Here is a 16,689-nt window from a genome sequence, read left to right as displayed (position 1 = left end):
GCATCTTGCTTAAACGATTTCTAACATTTTTTCTTTTGCTAGAATCACACGATTAATCGCATTAATATATGCTTTAGCTGAAGCCACTAAAACATCTTGATCTAAGCCTCTGCCTGTTGATTCTGTTTGTTCAAATTGAATATTTACAAACACTTGTGCAAGTGCGTCTCTACCAGCACCTAATGACTGTATGCGATAATCCTTGAGATTTACTTCTCCATCTATGGATTTTTCAAGAGTATTATATAAAGCTTCAACACTTCCAGAGCCTTTAGCTGAATGACTAATGATTTCATTTTTTTGATTCGAAAGTTTCACATACGCTTCTGCTTCATTTTCATTCATATGCTGAACTTTCACTTCCACTAGCTCATAGTATTTTTCTTCCTTAGCTAGTTTTTCTTCTAAGACAATAGCAATAATATCTTCATCTGTTATTTCTTTTTTATGATCTGCAAGATCTTTAAAGGCAATAAATAAATCCTTCACATCTTCGTCATTGACTTGTAGACCAAGTTCAACTAATCTTGCTTTAAAGGCATGACTTCCAGAATGCTTTCCTAATACCATATTATTAGTATTGTTATAGCCTACTAGTTCAGGGGAAATAATTTCATATGTGGATTTTTCTTTTAAGACACCATCTTGATGAATTCCTGATTCATGTGCATAGGCATTTCGTCCAACTATGGCTTTATTTCCAGGAACCACCATCCCAGTTAATTCACTAACAAGACTACTAGTACGACTAATTTCTTTTAAATTAATTCTAGATTTTTCACCATAATGATCATTTCTAATATGAAGCGCTACCACAATCTCCTCTAAGGAAGCATTACCTGCTCTTTCCCCAATACCATTTATAGTACACTCGACTTGAGTTGCGCCATTTTCTATTGCTGCTAATGAATTAGCTGTTGCCATTCCTAAATCATCATGACAATGAGTAGAAAGAGATACTTTATCTATAGAAGGAACATTATTTTTTAAATATTGAAAAACCTCACCGTATTCATTCGGCGTTATATAGCCTACTGTATCTGGAATATTAATAATTCTTGCTCCCGCTTGAATTACTTCTTCTATTATTTCTGCTAAAAATGGAAGCTCTGTGCGACAAGCGTCCTCTGCACTCCATTGTATAATAGGAAAGCGCTCCGCTGCATACTTAACTGCTGATACCGCTCTCTCTACTACTTGTTCTTTTGACAATTTCAATTTATATTGTCGATGAATAGGACTAGTGGCAAGAAACACATGTATTCTTGGTTCTGCCCCACCCTTTAATGCTTCCCATGCTGTATCAATATCAGAAGTTACCGCTCTAGCAAGCCCAGTGACAGAACTATTTTTTATGGTATTAGCAATTTTTTGAACAGATAAGAAATCACCTTTAGAGGCAGCAGGAAAGCCTGCCTCTATGATATCTACATTTAATCTTTCTAATTGCTCTGCAATGACGATTTTTTCTGCCATATTTAAATTTACACCAGGAGACTGTTCGCCATCTCTTAAAGTAGTGTCAAATATCTTAATTTTTGCCACTAGCTACCACTTCTTTCTTTCGAGAACTTTTTACAAATGGCATCATTGCGCGTAGTTCTTTTCCTACTTTTTCAATTAAATGTTCACTTTCACGAGCATTAATAGCATTAAATTCTGGACGGTTTGCTTGGTTTTCTAAGATCCATCCTTTAGCAAATTTACCTTCTTGAATATCAGTTAATACTGCTTTCATTTCTTTCTTCACATCTTCTGTAACGATACGTGGTCCTGTAACAAAATCGCCCCATTGTGCCGTATCAGAAATAGAATATCTCATTCCTGCCATTCCATCTTCGTACATTAAATCCACAATTAATTTCAATTCATGTAAACATTCAAAGTATGCTAACTCTGGTTGATATCCAGCTTCTACTAATGTTTCAAAACCTGCTTTAACAAGAGCAGTTAACCCTCCACAAAGCACTGCTTGCTCTCCGAAAAGATCTGTTTCTGTTTCTTCTTTAAAAGTCGTTTCTAACGCTCCTGCACGTAATGCCCCAATAGCTTTTGCATAAGCTAATGCAAGTTCTCTTGCTTCTCCACTTACATCTTGATAGATAGCGAATAATGCTGGTACACCTGCTTCTTGTTCATACGTTCTTCTTACTAAATGTCCTGGACCTTTTGGTGCTACTAATAGTACATCACTTTCTGTCGGAGCTACGATTTGATTAAAATGAATGTTAAAACCATGTGCAAACATAAGTGCTTGATTCGTTAAATTAGGCTTAATCTCTTCGTTATATACCTTTGTTTGTAATTCATCTGGAAGCAAGATCATTACGATATCTGCATTAGCAGTAGCTTCTCCTACAGAATATACATTAAAACCATCTTCTACTGCTTTATCCCATGATTTACCTTTTCTAAGACCGATAATTACATTTACACCACTATCTTTCATATTTAAAGCATGTGCATGCCCTTGTGATCCATATCCAATTACTGCTACTGTTTTCCCTTCAAAATATCCTAAGTTTGCATCTCCGTTATAATACATTTTCGCCATTTTATTTCTCCCTCTCGTTTGTAAGTTTAGTTTATATAAATTTTAATTAAACTATAGAATAAGTGTTTTTCTGATTAGTTGCTTTTTGAGATCCTCTAGGGAATGCTGTGGTTCCAGTTCTTGCTAGTTCTTTAATTCCATAAGGTCTTATCAACTCAATAAAAGCTTCAATTTTTTCAGCTTCACCAGTAATTTGAATAACAATGCTTTCTTTGCTAACATCTATCACTGACGCTCTAAAAGGTTCGATAAGCGAATATAATTCATGTCTTGTTTGAGGTGTTGCCATCACTTTTATTAAAGCTAATTCTCTTGCTACAATAGCTTGGTCTGTGATGTCTACTACCTTTAAAATATCCACTTGCTTATTCAGCTGTTTAGTAATTTGTTCAATTACTCCTTCACTTTCTACATGAACAACACAAGTAATTCTTGATACTCCTTCATGCTCCGTGTGTCCTACTGAAATACTTTCTATGTTGTAATTTCTTTTAGAAAAAAGATTGGTTATACGATTTAGTACACCTGATTTATTCATAACGGTTAAACTAATTATTTTCTTCATGGTTTAATCCCTACCATTTCATGTAGACCTTTGCCTGGTGCAATCATTGGAAATACATTCTCATTTGGATCTAAACGGAAATCAAGCAATACTGGTTCTCTGACATTCAGTACTTCATCTAACACCTTGTCAGCTTCCTCTACTGAACTAATTTGATAACCCTTAATTCCATATGCTTCTGCTAATGCTACAAAAGATGGTTGGAAAGATTCTTTACTATGAGAAAAACGAGATTCATAGAAAAACTCTTGCCATTGTCTCACCATACCTAATGCCTGATTATTAAAGATAATAATCTTTATTGGTAAGTTAAGTTCACGAATTAGTGCTAACTCCTGACTACACATTTGGAAACCACCATCACCGCTAATAGCAAGAACTGTAGCTTTTGGATCTGCTAGCTGTGCTCCAATGCTAGACGGAAGACCAAATCCCATTGTGCCTAATCCTCCTGAAGTTACCCATCTATTAGCTTGTGTGAAGCGATAATATTGAGCTGCCCACATTTGATGCTGACCTACATCAGTTGTAACAATGGCATTACCTTTCGTTTTATCAAATAATAGCTCCATTACTTGTTGTGGTTTCAGTTGATCATTTTCCTTATAAAAATACGGATACTCATTTTTCCAATTTTCAATCTTTTTTACCCATTCGTCATGCTCAGATTGTAATCCATTTTGCTTAATTAGCATCGTAAGTGCCTCTTTTGCATCTCCTACGATGGGAATTTTGGTAGGAATAATTTTCCCGATTTCTGCTGGATCAATATCAATATGAGCAATCGTAGCATTCGGAGCAAAATGTGCTAAATTCCCTGTTAATCGGTCATCAAATCGTGCACCAACATTAATTAATAAATCAGCCTCATATAGGGCCATATTAGCTGCATAACAACCGTGCATACCACCCATTCCTACAAAAAGGTCATTATCAGCAGGGAATCCTCCTAAACCTAGTAGAGTGTGAACAACCGGAATGTTTTGCTGTTCAGCATACTCTTTTAACTCCTCACTAGCTTTTGCGAATATAACTCCTGCTCCAGCTAAAATAACAGGTTTCTTCGATGCACTAACAGCTTCTGTTAATTTTCGAATTTGTAAATAGTTTGGCTGCGTATTAGGTTGATACCCAGGAAGATCTATTTCCTTATCTTTTGGTATTTCTGTAATAGTAGCTGCTATATCCTTAGGAAAATCTATTAACACAGGACCTGGTCTACCAGAAGTAGCAATATAGAAAGCTTCTTTAATTGCTTTAGGAATCTCCTCTAGACTTCTAACTTGGCAATTATATTTGGTAATAGGTGTAGTAATACCTAATATATCTGCTTCTTGAAAGGCATCTGTTCCAATAACACTTGTTGCTACTTGACCTGTAAAGACTACAAGTGGAAGGGAATCCATCATTGCATCTGCTAATCCTGTTACGATATTAGTTGCTCCAGGACCAGAGGTTGCAATGACCACTCCAGGCTTACCTGAAATTCTTGCATATCCTTCTGCCGCATGAATTCCACCCTGTTCATGTCTTGGAAGCACATGAAATATATTTGAATCATAGATTTTATCATATATAGGTAAAACGGCTCCTCCAGGATAACCAAAAATAAATTCAACATTTTCCTTCTCTAGCGCTTGTAATAATAGATCGGCACCTGTTAACGGTTTTACTTGAGCCTTTGCATTTTCAAAGGCAGTCTCCTGTAACATTTGTTTAACCTCCCTAAATAATTTATTCATACATTTTCTTCTATCAAAGATCTCTAATTCCTGTTCAACCTAAAAAGACCTTCTCACCCCCATGTTTACTAATGTATTAGTAAGCAAAGGGGTGAAAAGGTCTTTTCTTTCCACGGTACCACCCTCATTCATACATCAAAAATAGATGTATGCACTCTAGTGAACAGAATGTTCTTTTTGGTAACGAGTGAAAACACTCGGCTAGCTCTAATCGGTTAAAAACCTTTCAAGCTAACACTCTGAGGTGAGTTCATTTCTATCTGGTTCACCGGTTTTCAGCATACACCGGCTCTCTGTGGAATCCAGAATAAAAACTACTTATCCTCTTCATCGAATTATCGTATTATGGTCATTTTTCAAAGTGATTAATATTTATAGAAGTGCCATTATAATATTCTGGCACTAGTAGAAGCATTTCTAAGCTGTTGAAATATTTGTATTTTGCTTTCGTTGAGGTTATATTACGCTGATTTTAAAAAGTAGTCAACACCATTTTTAAGAATTATTTGATTATTTAAACAAAAGGACTTTTATTGTATACGCTTACAATATTGATATACCAACAAAGCATGTACTTAGAAAATTGACAAAAAATTTTTTCTATTCTGTCACTAACATAATTGCCCATCATTTTTTTGGATAATTCTTTTCTTTCAGATTTCATTATAATGCAATAATTACATATTTAACAGTATCCTGTTATATAATCTAACATAATATTCCGAAAAAACAAAAACCGTTTATAGTAAACGGTTTCAAAACTTTTTTTATTAATAAGCTGCTGAAACATCCTTTATCCAAGATAGACGAATTTGAAGCATATTTTCCTGATCATCTTTTATATCAATCGTTTGGTCGTTTAAATTTAATTTTTGAATTACCCCTTTACATGTTTCTAAAAAACCATTTTTATAGTAATTAATTACAATCAATCTACTTCTACTTAATTCCATAAGTATCATAAAAATCACTGACTCCCTTGCATATATTATTTCGTTCATCTATTCACATAACATTATTATCACGTATTAACTTTCTATGATTTTTATTATACACGAATAAAGTAAACGTTTTCAAGTGTAAATGTATATTTGTGCACATACTTTTTCTGTTGCTCACAGTTTGGTCAAATTTTACATATATTAAACCTTTTTCTTCATTTCCATTGAAATTTTTATATAACATCTACTTGTAAGGAAATAGTACATCTAATAACGAATGGACTTTACCACTTTCAGAAAATTCCAATCAAATTATTTCAATAAAGTAATCATACCTTATGGACGAACTTGTCTGTTTAAACTTATAAAATAGCGGGAAACTAACTATTATTACAATTAACGGAGGTATCTAATATGGGAAAAAGTTTAGTAGGTATTTTTAAAACTTCTGAAGAAACAATTGAAGCAATCAAAGAATTAACGTATAAAGGATATTCTCCCAAGCAAATTTCTGTCCTTTCAAAAAATAATGACCTTTCCTTTATATCAAATGAAACTAATGTTGAGATTCAGACATCTACAAGTATAGAAAGCGTGGAGCCCACGTCCTTTTTAGACAGTATGGATAATCAACAAGCAGAAGCTGATGGAAAAGCAACGGAATATGAGTCAGAATTGCAAAAAGGAAAATATTTAATTTTTCTAGACTCTAGTATGGTGATAGAAGAACAGACAGTGGATCATACAAGCTTTGATAATAACGAAGTAGATGTTATGCCATCTCAGACAATGAATACAACATTTGAACGTAAAAAGGTAGATTAACATAAAAAAAGCTTATTCTTTAAAAGAATAAGCTTTTTTCTCATTACGTCCCAGGAGAGATTCGAACTCCCGACCGTACGCTTAGAAGGCGTATGCTCTATCCGGCTGAGCTACTGGGACATGCATCATTTTGTTTTCTACAAACTTATATTACCATACTTCACTATATTAAGTAAATGCGTCCCAGGAGAGATTCGAACTCCCGACCGTACGCTTAGAAGGCGTATGCTCTATCCGGCTGAGCTACTGGGACATGTATGTAAAACATTTAATGTGTCATCAGGACATTACTTATTATATGACCAATTGAACCTTATGTCAATAATATTTTAAACTTTTTTTCCTAAAGAGAAATATTTTCATTTCTCTTTAGGTAGTTTACTTTAGATGGAAAAAACACGCTTTAATTCAGGTAATAGTCCTTTGTGAAGATCATACACATTTGTTACATATCTGTTCTCTTCTATTGTTAAGATCACATATGTTTGTTCTACCCTTCCTCTAGGAAGTCTGAGGCTACCTGGATTAATATATAAAATATCTTCTATCATTTCCATTCCTAATAAATGTGAATGACCAAAACAAACGATATTTGCTCCTATCTCTTTTGCTTTATAGGACAAATTTGTTAAACTCGATTTCACACCATATAAATGACCATGTGTCATAAAAATATTCTTACCCGCAGCATTTTGTAAAGTTTGAGTAGGATATCTTTCCTCATAATCACAATTTCCTTGAACCGTCACATAGCCTTGCATCGCTTTTTCGTCTTTAGAAAGTTCTGAATCCCCACAATGTAAGAATAAGTCTACTTCCTTTTCATGTCTATCCTTAACTTGGCCAAGTTCGGAATGAAAGCCATGACTATCACTTACTATTAGTACATTCATATCAATAACCTTCCTTTAAAAAATATCTTGTATTTGCATTTTTAATTGTTGAATTGCTTTTGCACGATGACTTATTTTATTTTTAGTTTCAGGTGGTAATTCCGCCATTGCTTTTTGCTCTTCTACTACATAAAAGATAGGATCATAACCAAATCCATATGTACCTTTTTTTTCTTCCATTATTACCCCTTCACACGCCCCTGTAAAAGTCAGCGATTCTTTTTCAGGGATAGCAACAGCTAGTGTACAGCAAAAACGTGCAGTTCTATCTTCTGAAGGCACAGTCTTTAACTCTTCTAAGACCTTGTCCATATTATCTGAATCATTTTTTTGCTCTCCTGCATAACGCGCTGAATATACACCTGGTCTTCCATCTAAAGCATCTATCATAAGACCAGAATCATCGGACAATACAATTTTATTTAAAATATTAGATATAGTCTCTGCTTTTAATTTTGCATTTTCCTCAAAGGTTGTTCCTGTTTCTTCGACATCTTCTAATTCTGGAAAATCCAATAATGTCTTCACTTCATATCCAAGCGGCTCAAACATTTGAACAAATTCTTTCGCTTTACCTGGGTTCTTTGTTGCGATAATAATTTCTTTCATAAAATTCTCCTTTATTCTTACTAACTTACATTTCACCTACATTTAGTTTACTACTGAAAAATCTTTGCGTCCACTTATGCAAAATTCCTCCTACAAAAAAAAGGATGGCTTGTATAAGCACACCCTTTCTTCTTATATAATTAGAAACTTCCTGTATTTACATTTTCAGGACGTGTTACTGGCTCTGTTAAAGATTCTCCCTCTGCATTCACTAAGTCTGCTTCTCCATTAACCGTGATAGACACACCTTCAATTCCTTTTTGCTCTGTTAAGGATAGTACAATGGAATTCAACACTTCATCTGCTACTACCTTCTCTTCACCTTCTAACCCACTTGTATAAATATTTTCATTAAAATTCAAGGTTACTTTTCCATCTGCTACTACTGGATCATCTAACAGTTTTACATCATCTGTTAAGAAACTCATTAAGGAAGAAGCTCCACCAAGGCTACCTGGCCCTTCGATTAATTCACCGACTGCTGAAGCAATATTATCTTCTTCTGCATTACTAACACGCTTAGTTACAGGGACATAATAGTAAGAATCCATTTCTCCACCTAGGTAATATACCGTTAATGGTCTAGTATTTGCGATATCTGTTACGTTTTCTGTATCAATATTAATCCCATCTGCACGAGTTAATTCCCCTTGAATTGGCGTTTTATTAACTGGCATTTCTGTTAGTTCTTTACCAGCTACAGTTAGCTTAACAGAATCAATGGTATCAAATTGTGTTAGTGTCCATGTAACAGATTGTAAAATCTTTGATTCATTTTCTGCTTCATACTCATTAAACGCACTAGAGAAATCAACTGTTGCAACCTTGTCCTTAATATTTACAGTAACTTCCGTATTTTCTGGTAGTACAGCTTGAAAGTCATTAGGAAGTAATTCGGTAACTTTTCCACCTTTGACTAAATACTCTAAACTTTCCTTTGCTACACTATTGGTTTTTGGTAAGTTTAATGTTTGTGGAACGATATATCCATATTTGTCCATTAAATATAACTCAACAGGCATTGTTTCTTCTGTTGCTACTTCACCTGTTGTTTCCTTTGTTGAATCCTTGGCAGCATCTTCCTCATATGTAGTATTTTGAGGTGGGTCTACACTTTCTTTCCCTCCTAATAAGCTACAACCAGAAATTAATACGGATGATATAATAACCGCTGATACAATGGTCATTTTTTTGGTATTCTTAGACATCTTTATCACTCCTAAGACAGTTTGTACTAATATATATACGAGCCTATTTTATTTTTAGACCGCCTTAAAGAGATTTTTCTAAAATTATTTTAGCCATTATAAAAAAAGAATAGTATTTTCACTATTTATTCCAACTTGCGGAAAAATAATGAAGTACTATTCTTAGTTTTTTCTATAATACAATTGTTTCTACTGCCTCAATATCTTGTTCCAACCACTTAGATGCTATCTTCATAAACATCTCTTTAGAACCAGTTGTGTAAAAATGATGCTTCACTTCATTATCAGATGTAGCTAATTGGTCCTGATGATTTAGAATGGTACTAACTTCTCTTGCTGTCTCCTCACCAGAGCTTATCACTTTCACCTTTTTCCCCATTTCCTCACGAATTACTTTCTCGAGCAAAGGATAATGGGTGCACCCTAAAATGAGAGTATCTATAGATGTATCTTTTAATGGAAGTAAGGTTTCTGCAACTATCTTTCTTGCAACTGGACCATCATATTCTCCACTTTCAACTAATGGTACAAACTTCGGACACGCTAAGCTGTTCGTTTGTACCTTATTATTGATCTTCTTCAGCGCTTTTTCATATGCTCTGCTTTTAACTGTACCAATAGTGCCAATCATTCCAATTTGTTGATTTCTTGTCACTTTAATAGCTGTTCTGGCCCCTGGAATAATGACACCTATTACAGGAATAGGAATGCTTGCTTTTATTTCTTCTATAGCCACCGCAGTAGCCGTATTACATGCAATAACAAGCATTTTTATATTTTTCTCGAGAAGAAAGCGCGTCATTTCCCAAGTAAAAGATTTCACTTCTTCACCTGTTCTCGGACCATATGGACAACGTGCTGTATCACCTAAATAGATGATATTTTCATATGGAAGCTGGCGCATAATTTCCTTTGCTACTGTTAATCCACCAACCCCAGAATCAATAACCCCTATCGCTCTTTCCAAAAAAACCGCCTCATTCTTATCGCATTTCTTGATGTAATCGTAAGAAATGTTTCTTTAAATCTTCCATTTCCTCTGTTGTATATTCCCCTAAAACTTCTTGAAGGTACACTTGACGTTTTTTTATTACTTCATCAATTAATCGCTTTCCTTCTTCTAAAAGATGTATTCTAACAACCCTTCGATCATTCGGATCTTTTACACGTTGAACCAACTCATTTTTTTCCATACGATCAACTAGATCTGTTGTCGTGCTGAATGCTAAAAACATCTTATTAGAAAGTTCACCAATCGTCATGTCCCCATCTTCAAATAACCACTGTAAGGCAACAAACTGTGGTGGTGTTATCGTATAGTTACTTAGAATCTCTCTTCCTTTTTGCTTAATAATCCCACTAATATACCTTAACTCTTTTTCAATAGTAGCAATATTATCTAAATACTCTTTAGAGTTCTTTAATTCTTCCGTCATATTGAATACCTCTCTACTTTAGATATACAGAAATATATAATTTCCGACATTTTTCGTATCTTCATTATATCAATTATAATCTACAAATGTGAAATCGTAAACTTGTTATGCGGTATGTCATATAGATTTAGAAAAAAAATATTATATTTATAGCATTGTTTTAGGCTATGAGAAAAAGGACAGCAGATGAGCTATCCTTTTATTGATTAAATGGAATATTTTAGAGGTCAATGAAGTGTGAATGAGCAGGTAATACATGTCTAATTAACTATTGATTATATCTGATATGTTGCAAACTACACGATACCATCATCATTAACGTAAAAAATGAATTATTCACATGTAAGCACTATGAGAGAATGTGCTGCCTTTGAAACCTTTTTGTTATGTAATCGTATTAGTTACTATAGATAGCTAACAATTGGAGGTATAGTAGATGAGTGTTGTATCTGGGTCTGGGGATTTTTTATCACTAATATCATTATTTTTTGGTTCATTGTTTTATCTAGTCCCTATAGTACTAATCATCATTGCAGTAGTTAAGTTTTACAAGTTAATGAAAGAAAAGAATGAGATTTTAAAGGAAATTTCTAGAAAGCTTGATGATCGATTGGATAAAAAATAAACTATTAAATTTTTTTGCATTTCAAAATATCATTAGAGGTGATAGGAATGGATACGAATTTGCATTGTAGAGATTGTGGAAGTACTACCTTTGCTGAAGGATCTTTAGAAGGATATGCTGCCGTTCGACCAACAGATAAAATATTTTCTACAGGCTCTCCGATAACTGTTTTATTTTGCAAGAAGTGCGGAGAAGTAGTCTCTATGAAAGTCAAACAGACTGAAAAATTTCAAGCATTATAAGTATTTTAAAGGAGTTGGCTATTTATAATGAGCATTATACCGATTGTAACCCTTCTCATTTCTTTACTACCTGCCGTTTTAATTATTATTGCAGTAGTAAAGTTTTATCAGTTATTAAAAGAAAAAAATGACATTCTCAGAGAAATCTCAAGTAAGCTTGATCAGTTAAAATAATGTCTTTAGAATCCTACTTAATCTGTAGGATGTTTTTTCTCCTTACACTTCTCATCATCCTTATTCTTTACTACCCTCTCCCTTAATTTAAAGAAAATGACCCGTGTAAGTGTTGTTTGTCTGACTATGACGCTTACACAGATCATCTTCTTCATTATAGCTCTAGTTCTCCCATTCTTAGGAGCTCTACAACAGCTTGTGAACGTCCCTTAACGCCCAGCTTCTGCATAGCATTAGAAATATGATTTCGAACTGTTTTCTCGCTTATGAATAAATCGCTCGCGATTTCCTTAGTCGTTTTATCTTGGACTAACAGCTCAAATACTTCTCTTTCTCTTTTTGTTAATAATGGCTTGTGAGTAAATTCATTCTCCTTCAAGTAGTGTAACCCTCCTTGCCTTTGCCAGCTATGAACTTTGGGATGGGTATAGTTATAGTCTGAATATATTATGTAGGGAGACTCCTTGGAGTGAATGGTTTTAGGGAAATTGGGGAGTATTTATTTATCCTAATAAAACTTAAATTTAGGATGCAGAATTCTCTTTCCCACAGAACATATCGGAATAACGATTTATTTCCTTATTACTCATTTTAGTTACGTATTATAAAGAAGAAATACTCATTATTTTAAAGCCAATATGATTTTATATTCATATACATTCATCATCCAGATTATATCCTAAGCTGATATCTTCCTTTCGACTTCCTACCCTCCTATAAATTGAAATTCATTCCATTATTAATAAGTTTTATAAAAAAGGTGAGTATTTTATGAACTATACTCCAATTCCGAAATTATCCAACACTTACCCAATTGATTAATTAGCTTAATAAGTTATTAGATGTTTCTTCCTATTCTAAAAATGGTATAATTTTATTAATAATAACTAATTCAATTGTTTTTCTTATTTGTTTTCAAGGAAGTTTTGGTGATGACGATGAAACTAACTATTGACCATTTATCTAATTTACATAAAGACTTGCTAAATGGAATGTATTATGACTATGAAGAAACTAGTACCAAGCTGATAGACATAATTACCATTATTGGAAGCTTATTTTTCTATGATATTAATAATAATAAAAAGAGGAATGAGGCAACACTCATTATTCCAGTATTTGACCCCTCCTTCTGGGGAAAGAAAATTATGTTAGTAACCAATCTTTTTGAGTGGATCACAGATAAGCCCATTCAGCTTCAATTCGTAGAACAAATTTTTCATACACAACATGAACTTACTTTCTTATTGCCTAGTGAACTAGATATTTCCTTATTTTATGATGACTTGGAATCAATAGCTGGGCTAATTTTAGCTAAGGATGAAGAATTTGATTATATTCATTTAGTCAACAAAAATAATGACAAAGTAAAACAACAGAAATTGAGTTTATTCTTAGGAGATTCTATTTCTAACTCTTCGGAAATTATTCGAGGGGATTTAAAGCACTTTCATTATACTAAGGCTAAGCACTCAGCATCACTCAACCTTTTATTACTAACACTCGCTAGTGCAAAAGTATATTTTAACGGTGGAAAGAACGTAAACTTCTACCAAAGTAACAAGATAAATCTAGATATTGAACAAAACTCTTATCTTATCGATAAAGCAGCACAACCTAAAACCTATGAACTACTAAAAGCAATTTATCAATACGCATCACTTAATATTCACATTCAACTACCATTTCTGCATAAAACTAGGACAGACATTATTAAAGAATTACCAAAAAACTATAAATTACAGATTAAAAATACATCTGATTGCATCAAAAGAAAAACTAAAGAAAAAAATGCTCTAAGTTTATCATGTGGCATCTGCAAACAATGCCTTCAACGCAAAATGATGATGGCTGTTACAGAAAATGAAGTTTACGATGGATTCTATCAATATGATTACGGAACAAAAATAGAGACAATCAGCAATGACCGGGATCAAGAAATATTCAAAGAAACACTACAATCTTTTGAATCATTGAGTGCGTTAATAGAAAACAAACTTGAATCCCTATCCACAATTGAAGAAAAAGCAGCACTAGATTTTATTACCTCTTATCATAGCTTTATAGAAAAATATAATCCTAATTAGATAAAAGATTAATTAGAAGCCATACATTATCTTCTAGGAATAAGAGGAAAAATAAAAATATTTTGCAGGATGATTGGAGCGTAAGGGGTGAGACTCCTACGGGATTAGTGAACAGACGAGACCCTAAAGCGAAGATCATCCTCCTTCATTATAAGACTAACAATCTCTATATGCTTAAATTCCACATAATATAAGACCACTAGATTCCCTAGTGGTCTTTCCTCATTTAACGATCACTACCAAAGAAATCCTTAAACGCTTGAAAAGTAGTCTCTCTATTAAGCGCAGCTATAGAAGTAGTTAATGGAATCCCCTTTGGGCAAGATTGCACACAGTTTTGTGAATTACCACAGTTTGCAAGCCCACCATCACCCATAATTTCTTGCAATCTATCTTCTTTATTCATCTCACCTGTTGGATGAGAGTTAAATAGCCTAACCTGTGATAAAGGAGCTGGTCCCATAAAGTTTGATTTATCATTAACATTCGGACAAGCTTCTAAGCATACACCACAAGTCATGCACTTAGATAATTCATAAGCCCATTGACGTTTTTTCTCTGGCATTCTTGGTCCAGGTCCTAAATCATATGTCCCATCAATAGGAATCCATGCTTTTACCTTTTTAAGACTATCAAACATACGACTTCTATCTACTTGAAGATCACGAACAACGGGAAAGGTTCTCATAGGTTCCAGTCGAACTGGCTGCTCTAATTGATCAATAAGTGCCGTACATGATTGTCTAGGTTTTCCGTTTATAACCATAGAGCATGCCCCACAAACTTCTTCTAAGCAATTCATATCCCAGGAAATAGGTGCCGTTTCTTCTCCACTTGAAGTTACTGGGTTTCTACGAATTTCCATTAGTGCAGAGATGACATTCATATTTGGTCGGTATGGAAGAGTAAATTCTTGTACATAAGATGGTGAATCTGGGTCATCTTGTCTAGTAATTTGTAACGTGACGGATCGTTGTTCCCCCATGTTATTTCACTCCTTCTTTTTGCTTGGAATAATCTCTCTTTCTAGGTTTGATTAACGAAGTATCCACTTCTTGATAGTGGAAATCAGGTGCTTCTTTGGCTGAAACAAATTTCGCCATTGTTGTTCTTAAGAAGTCCTCATCATTTCTATCTGGGAATTCTGGTTTATAATGAGCTCCTCGACTTTCATTACGATTATATGCTCCAATAGTAATAACCCTTGCAAGTTGAAGCATATTTTCTAATTGTCGTGTAAATACAGCTCCTTGATTGCTCCATTTTGCTGTATCATGCATATTAATCTTTTGATATCTTTCTAATAGTTCCTGAATTTTATTATCTGTAGCTAATAGTTTCTCATTGTAGCGTACAACTGTTACATTGTCTGTCATCCATTCTCCTAATTCTTTATGAAGAATATATGCATTTTCTGTGCCATCCATTTTGATAATATCCTGCCATTTTTCCTGTTCTTCCTTTACAGCAGTATCATAAATAGAAGAGGAAAGATCTTCTGCACTTTTTTGTAGCCCACTAATGTATCTTACAGCATTAGGACCTACCACCATTCCGCCATAGATGGCAGATAATAGACTGTTAGCTCCTAAGCGATTTGCTCCATGCTGTGAATAATCACATTCACCTGCTGCAAATAAACCAGGTATATTTGTCATTTGATCATAATCTACCCATAATCCTCCCATTGAATAATGAACAGCAGGGAAAATTTTCATTGGCAATTTTCTAGGATCTTCTCCTGTGAACTTTTCATATATCTCAATAATTCCACCAAGCTTAATATCCAATTCTTTTGGATTTTTATGAGATAAATCTAAATACACCATGTTTTCACCATTAATGCCTAGTTTTTGGTCTACACAAACAGAGAAGATTTCACGAGTAGCAATATCCCTCGGCACTAAGTTGCCATATGCAGGGTACTTTTCTTCAAGAAAATACCATGGCTTTCCGTCTTTATATGTCCAAATTCTTCCGCCTTCTCCACGTGCAGATTCACTCATTAGTCTTAACTTATCATCACCTGGAATAGCCGTAGGATGTATTTGGATAAACTCTCCATTCGCATAGTAAGCACCTTGTTGGTAAGCAACAGATGCAGCAGAACCTGTATTAATAATAGAGTTTGTTGATTTTCCGAAGATAATCCCTGGTCCTCCTGTTGCTAGGATTACAGCATCTGCTCGAAACGTTTTTATTTCCATTGTCTTTAAATCCTGTGCTTTAACTCCTCGGCAAACTCCCTCATCATCTGTTATAATTCCAAGGAACTCCCAGCCTTCATACTTTACGACAAGTCCTTCCACTTCATATCTTCTAACCTGTTCATCTAGTGCATATAGTAGTTGCTGTCCCGTTGTCGCACCAGCAAAAGCTGTTCTGTGATACTGTGTACCACCGAAACGACGGAAGTCTAGTAATCCTTCTGGTGTTCTGTTAAACATTACTCCCATACGATCCATTAAATGGATGATACCTGGAGCCGCTTCAGCCATCGCCTTAACAGGAGGTTGGTTTGCTAAAAAATCTCCACCATATACCGTATCATCAAAATGCTCTAATGGTGAATCTCCTTCTCCTTTTGTATTAACAGCCCCGTTAATGCCACCTTGTGCACATACTGAATGTGACCTTTTTACAGGTACAAGGGAAAACAAATCTAATTGAGTACCTGTTTCTGCTACTTTTATGGCAGCCATTAAACCTGCCAATCCACCACCGACTATTATTACTTTCCCTTTCTTCATTCCTTTCACCACTCCTCTGATGCTAATATACAATCCTA

The 16,689-nt window shown here is 34.4% G+C and carries 18 protein-coding genes, 2 tRNA genes and 1 other annotated feature; of the genes, 5 read left to right on the top strand and 15 right to left on the bottom strand.

Going from position 1 to position 16,689, the window contains the following annotated elements:
• Positions 1–9: 9 nt before the first annotated feature.
• From F9279_RS14140 to F9279_RS14120, 5 genes are all read right to left on the bottom strand, one after another.
• The gene (locus tag F9279_RS14140; protein ID WP_152114107.1) at positions 10–1,545 is read right to left on the bottom strand and encodes a 2-isopropylmalate synthase; all 1,536 of its coding nucleotides are present in this window, start codon (positions 1,543–1,545) and stop codon (positions 10–12) included.
• Positions 1,532–2,554: a ketol-acid reductoisomerase gene (gene ilvC / locus F9279_RS14135; protein WP_152114105.1), complete on the bottom strand. Its 1,023-nt coding sequence runs from the start codon at positions 2,552–2,554 to the stop codon at positions 1,532–1,534. Before ilvC ends, F9279_RS14140 begins: the two co-directional genes overlap by 14 nt.
• Positions 2,555–2,600: 46 nt before the next feature.
• On the bottom strand, positions 2,601–3,119 hold the full coding sequence (gene ilvN / locus F9279_RS14130) for an acetolactate synthase small subunit (RefSeq protein ID WP_152114104.1): 519 nt from the start codon (positions 3,117–3,119) through the stop codon (positions 2,601–2,603).
• On the bottom strand, positions 3,116–4,831 hold the full coding sequence (ilvB, locus tag F9279_RS14125; protein ID WP_152114102.1) for an acetolactate synthase large subunit: 1,716 nt from the start codon (positions 4,829–4,831) through the stop codon (positions 3,116–3,118). The genes ilvN and ilvB overlap by 4 nt, the downstream gene beginning before the upstream one ends.
• Positions 4,832–4,945: 114 nt before the next feature.
• Positions 4,946–5,201: a binding site (T-box leader), on the bottom strand.
• 430 nt (positions 5,202–5,631) lie between these two features.
• Positions 5,632–5,862: a YolD-like family protein gene (locus tag F9279_RS14120; RefSeq protein WP_226793520.1), complete on the bottom strand. Its 231-nt coding sequence runs from the start codon at positions 5,860–5,862 to the stop codon at positions 5,632–5,634.
• A gap of 354 nt (positions 5,863–6,216) precedes the next feature.
• On the opposite strand from F9279_RS14120, the gene F9279_RS14115 reads away from it, so the two are divergent.
• Entirely contained in the window at positions 6,217–6,627 is a 411-nt protein-coding gene (locus F9279_RS14115; RefSeq protein WP_152114098.1) for a general stress protein, read from the top strand.
• Positions 6,628–6,673: 46 nt separating this feature from the next.
• Here F9279_RS14115 and F9279_RS14110 read toward each other — a convergent pair.
• From F9279_RS14110 to F9279_RS14080, 7 genes are all read right to left on the bottom strand, one after another.
• Positions 6,674–6,747 (bottom strand) — tRNA-Arg (locus F9279_RS14110).
• Between the two features lie 59 nt (positions 6,748–6,806).
• Positions 6,807–6,880, bottom strand: a tRNA-Arg gene (locus F9279_RS14105).
• A 130-nt stretch (positions 6,881–7,010) separates the two neighbouring features.
• Positions 7,011–7,520 carry a metallophosphoesterase family protein gene (locus F9279_RS14100; RefSeq protein ID WP_152114095.1) on the bottom strand — a complete coding sequence of 170 codons (510 nt, stop codon included), beginning with the start codon at positions 7,518–7,520 and terminating at the stop codon, positions 7,011–7,013.
• Between the two features lie 15 nt (positions 7,521–7,535).
• A complete protein-coding gene (locus F9279_RS14095) occupies positions 7,536–8,129 on the bottom strand; it encodes an XTP/dITP diphosphatase (protein ID WP_152114093.1) in 594 nt (197 codons plus the stop codon).
• A 140-nt stretch (positions 8,130–8,269) separates the two neighbouring features.
• Entirely contained in the window at positions 8,270–9,337 is a 1,068-nt protein-coding gene (locus tag F9279_RS14090) for a GerMN domain-containing protein (protein ID WP_152114091.1), read from the bottom strand.
• 172 nt (positions 9,338–9,509) lie between these two features.
• Positions 9,510–10,304: a glutamate racemase gene (gene racE / locus F9279_RS14085; RefSeq protein WP_152114089.1), complete on the bottom strand. Its 795-nt coding sequence runs from the start codon at positions 10,302–10,304 to the stop codon at positions 9,510–9,512.
• A gap of 16 nt (positions 10,305–10,320) precedes the next feature.
• Positions 10,321–10,773, bottom strand: coding sequence for a MarR family winged helix-turn-helix transcriptional regulator (locus F9279_RS14080; protein ID WP_152114087.1), 453 nt, complete (start codon positions 10,771–10,773; stop codon positions 10,321–10,323).
• 436 nt (positions 10,774–11,209) lie between these two features.
• Between F9279_RS14080 and F9279_RS14075 the strand changes: the two genes are divergently transcribed.
• From F9279_RS14075 to F9279_RS25220, 3 genes are read left to right on the top strand one after another with little or no spacing between them, the layout of a single operon-like run.
• On the top strand, positions 11,210–11,398 hold the full coding sequence (locus F9279_RS14075; protein WP_152114085.1) for a hypothetical protein: 189 nt from the start codon (positions 11,210–11,212) through the stop codon (positions 11,396–11,398).
• Positions 11,399–11,445: 47 nt separating this feature from the next.
• Entirely contained in the window at positions 11,446–11,640 is a 195-nt protein-coding gene (locus tag F9279_RS14070; protein ID WP_152114083.1) for a hypothetical protein, read from the top strand.
• Positions 11,641–11,667: 27 nt separating this feature from the next.
• Entirely contained in the window at positions 11,668–11,814 is a 147-nt protein-coding gene (locus F9279_RS25220; protein ID WP_193224575.1) for a hypothetical protein, read from the top strand.
• 154 nt (positions 11,815–11,968) lie between these two features.
• Here F9279_RS25220 and gerE read toward each other — a convergent pair whose 3' ends face one another.
• Complete coding sequence (gene gerE / locus F9279_RS14065) at positions 11,969–12,193, bottom strand: spore germination transcription factor GerE (protein WP_016201768.1); 225 nt, start codon at positions 12,191–12,193, stop codon at positions 11,969–11,971.
• A gap of 553 nt (positions 12,194–12,746) precedes the next feature.
• Between gerE and F9279_RS14060 the strand changes: the two genes are divergently transcribed.
• On the top strand, positions 12,747–13,901 hold the full coding sequence (locus F9279_RS14060) for a 7-cyano-7-deazaguanine synthase (protein ID WP_152114081.1): 1,155 nt from the start codon (positions 12,747–12,749) through the stop codon (positions 13,899–13,901).
• A gap of 226 nt (positions 13,902–14,127) precedes the next feature.
• Here the strand turns inward: F9279_RS14060 and sdhB are convergent, their stop codons facing one another.
• Both sdhB and sdhA read right to left on the bottom strand, forming a co-directional pair.
• Complete coding sequence (sdhB, locus tag F9279_RS14055) at positions 14,128–14,886, bottom strand: succinate dehydrogenase iron-sulfur subunit (protein WP_152114079.1); 759 nt, start codon at positions 14,884–14,886, stop codon at positions 14,128–14,130.
• A gap of 1 nt (position 14,887) precedes the next feature.
• Positions 14,888–16,651 (bottom strand): succinate dehydrogenase flavoprotein subunit, encoded by a 1,764-nt coding sequence (gene sdhA / locus F9279_RS14050; protein WP_152114077.1) that lies wholly within the window; start codon positions 16,649–16,651, stop codon positions 14,888–14,890.
• Positions 16,652–16,689: the final 38 nt, after the last annotated feature.

The organism is Bacillus sp. B1-b2 (assembly GCF_009183415.1).
Classification (GTDB): domain Bacteria; phylum Bacillota; class Bacilli; order Bacillales; family Cytobacillaceae; genus Niallia.
This window is presented reverse-complemented; position numbering and strand designations above follow the sequence as displayed.

Excerpts from the sequence above, each read along its gene's own strand:
- F9279_RS14115 (WP_152114098.1), top strand. The coding sequence starts at position 6,217 with ATGGGAAAAAGTTTAGTAGGTATTTTTAAAACTTCTGAAGAAACAATT.
- F9279_RS14120 (WP_226793520.1), bottom strand. The coding sequence starts at position 5,862 with ATGAACGAAATAATATATGCAAGGGAGTCAGTGATTTTTATGATACTT.
- F9279_RS25220 (WP_193224575.1), top strand. The coding sequence starts at position 11,668 with ATGAGCATTATACCGATTGTAACCCTTCTCATTTCTTTACTACCTGCC.
- sdhB (WP_152114079.1), bottom strand. The coding sequence starts at position 14,886 with ATGGGGGAACAACGATCCGTCACGTTACAAATTACTAGACAAGATGAC.
- F9279_RS14080 (WP_152114087.1), bottom strand. The coding sequence starts at position 10,773 with ATGACGGAAGAATTAAAGAACTCTAAAGAGTATTTAGATAATATTGCT.
- F9279_RS14095 (WP_152114093.1), bottom strand. The coding sequence starts at position 8,129 with ATGAAAGAAATTATTATCGCAACAAAGAACCCAGGTAAAGCGAAAGAA.
- ilvC (WP_152114105.1), bottom strand. The coding sequence starts at position 2,554 with ATGGCGAAAATGTATTATAACGGAGATGCAAACTTAGGATATTTTGAA.
- F9279_RS14075 (WP_152114085.1), top strand. The coding sequence starts at position 11,210 with ATGAGTGTTGTATCTGGGTCTGGGGATTTTTTATCACTAATATCATTA.
- F9279_RS14090 (WP_152114091.1), bottom strand. The coding sequence starts at position 9,337 with ATGTCTAAGAATACCAAAAAAATGACCATTGTATCAGCGGTTATTATA.
- F9279_RS14060 (WP_152114081.1), top strand. The coding sequence starts at position 12,747 with ATGACGATGAAACTAACTATTGACCATTTATCTAATTTACATAAAGAC.
- ilvB (WP_152114102.1), bottom strand. The coding sequence starts at position 4,831 with ATGTTACAGGAGACTGCCTTTGAAAATGCAAAGGCTCAAGTAAAACCG.
- sdhA (WP_152114077.1), bottom strand. The coding sequence starts at position 16,651 with ATGAAGAAAGGGAAAGTAATAATAGTCGGTGGTGGATTGGCAGGTTTA.
- F9279_RS14070 (WP_152114083.1), top strand. The coding sequence starts at position 11,446 with ATGGATACGAATTTGCATTGTAGAGATTGTGGAAGTACTACCTTTGCT.
- F9279_RS14100 (WP_152114095.1), bottom strand. The coding sequence starts at position 7,520 with ATGAATGTACTAATAGTAAGTGATAGTCATGGCTTTCATTCCGAACTT.
- ilvN (WP_152114104.1), bottom strand. The coding sequence starts at position 3,119 with ATGAAGAAAATAATTAGTTTAACCGTTATGAATAAATCAGGTGTACTA.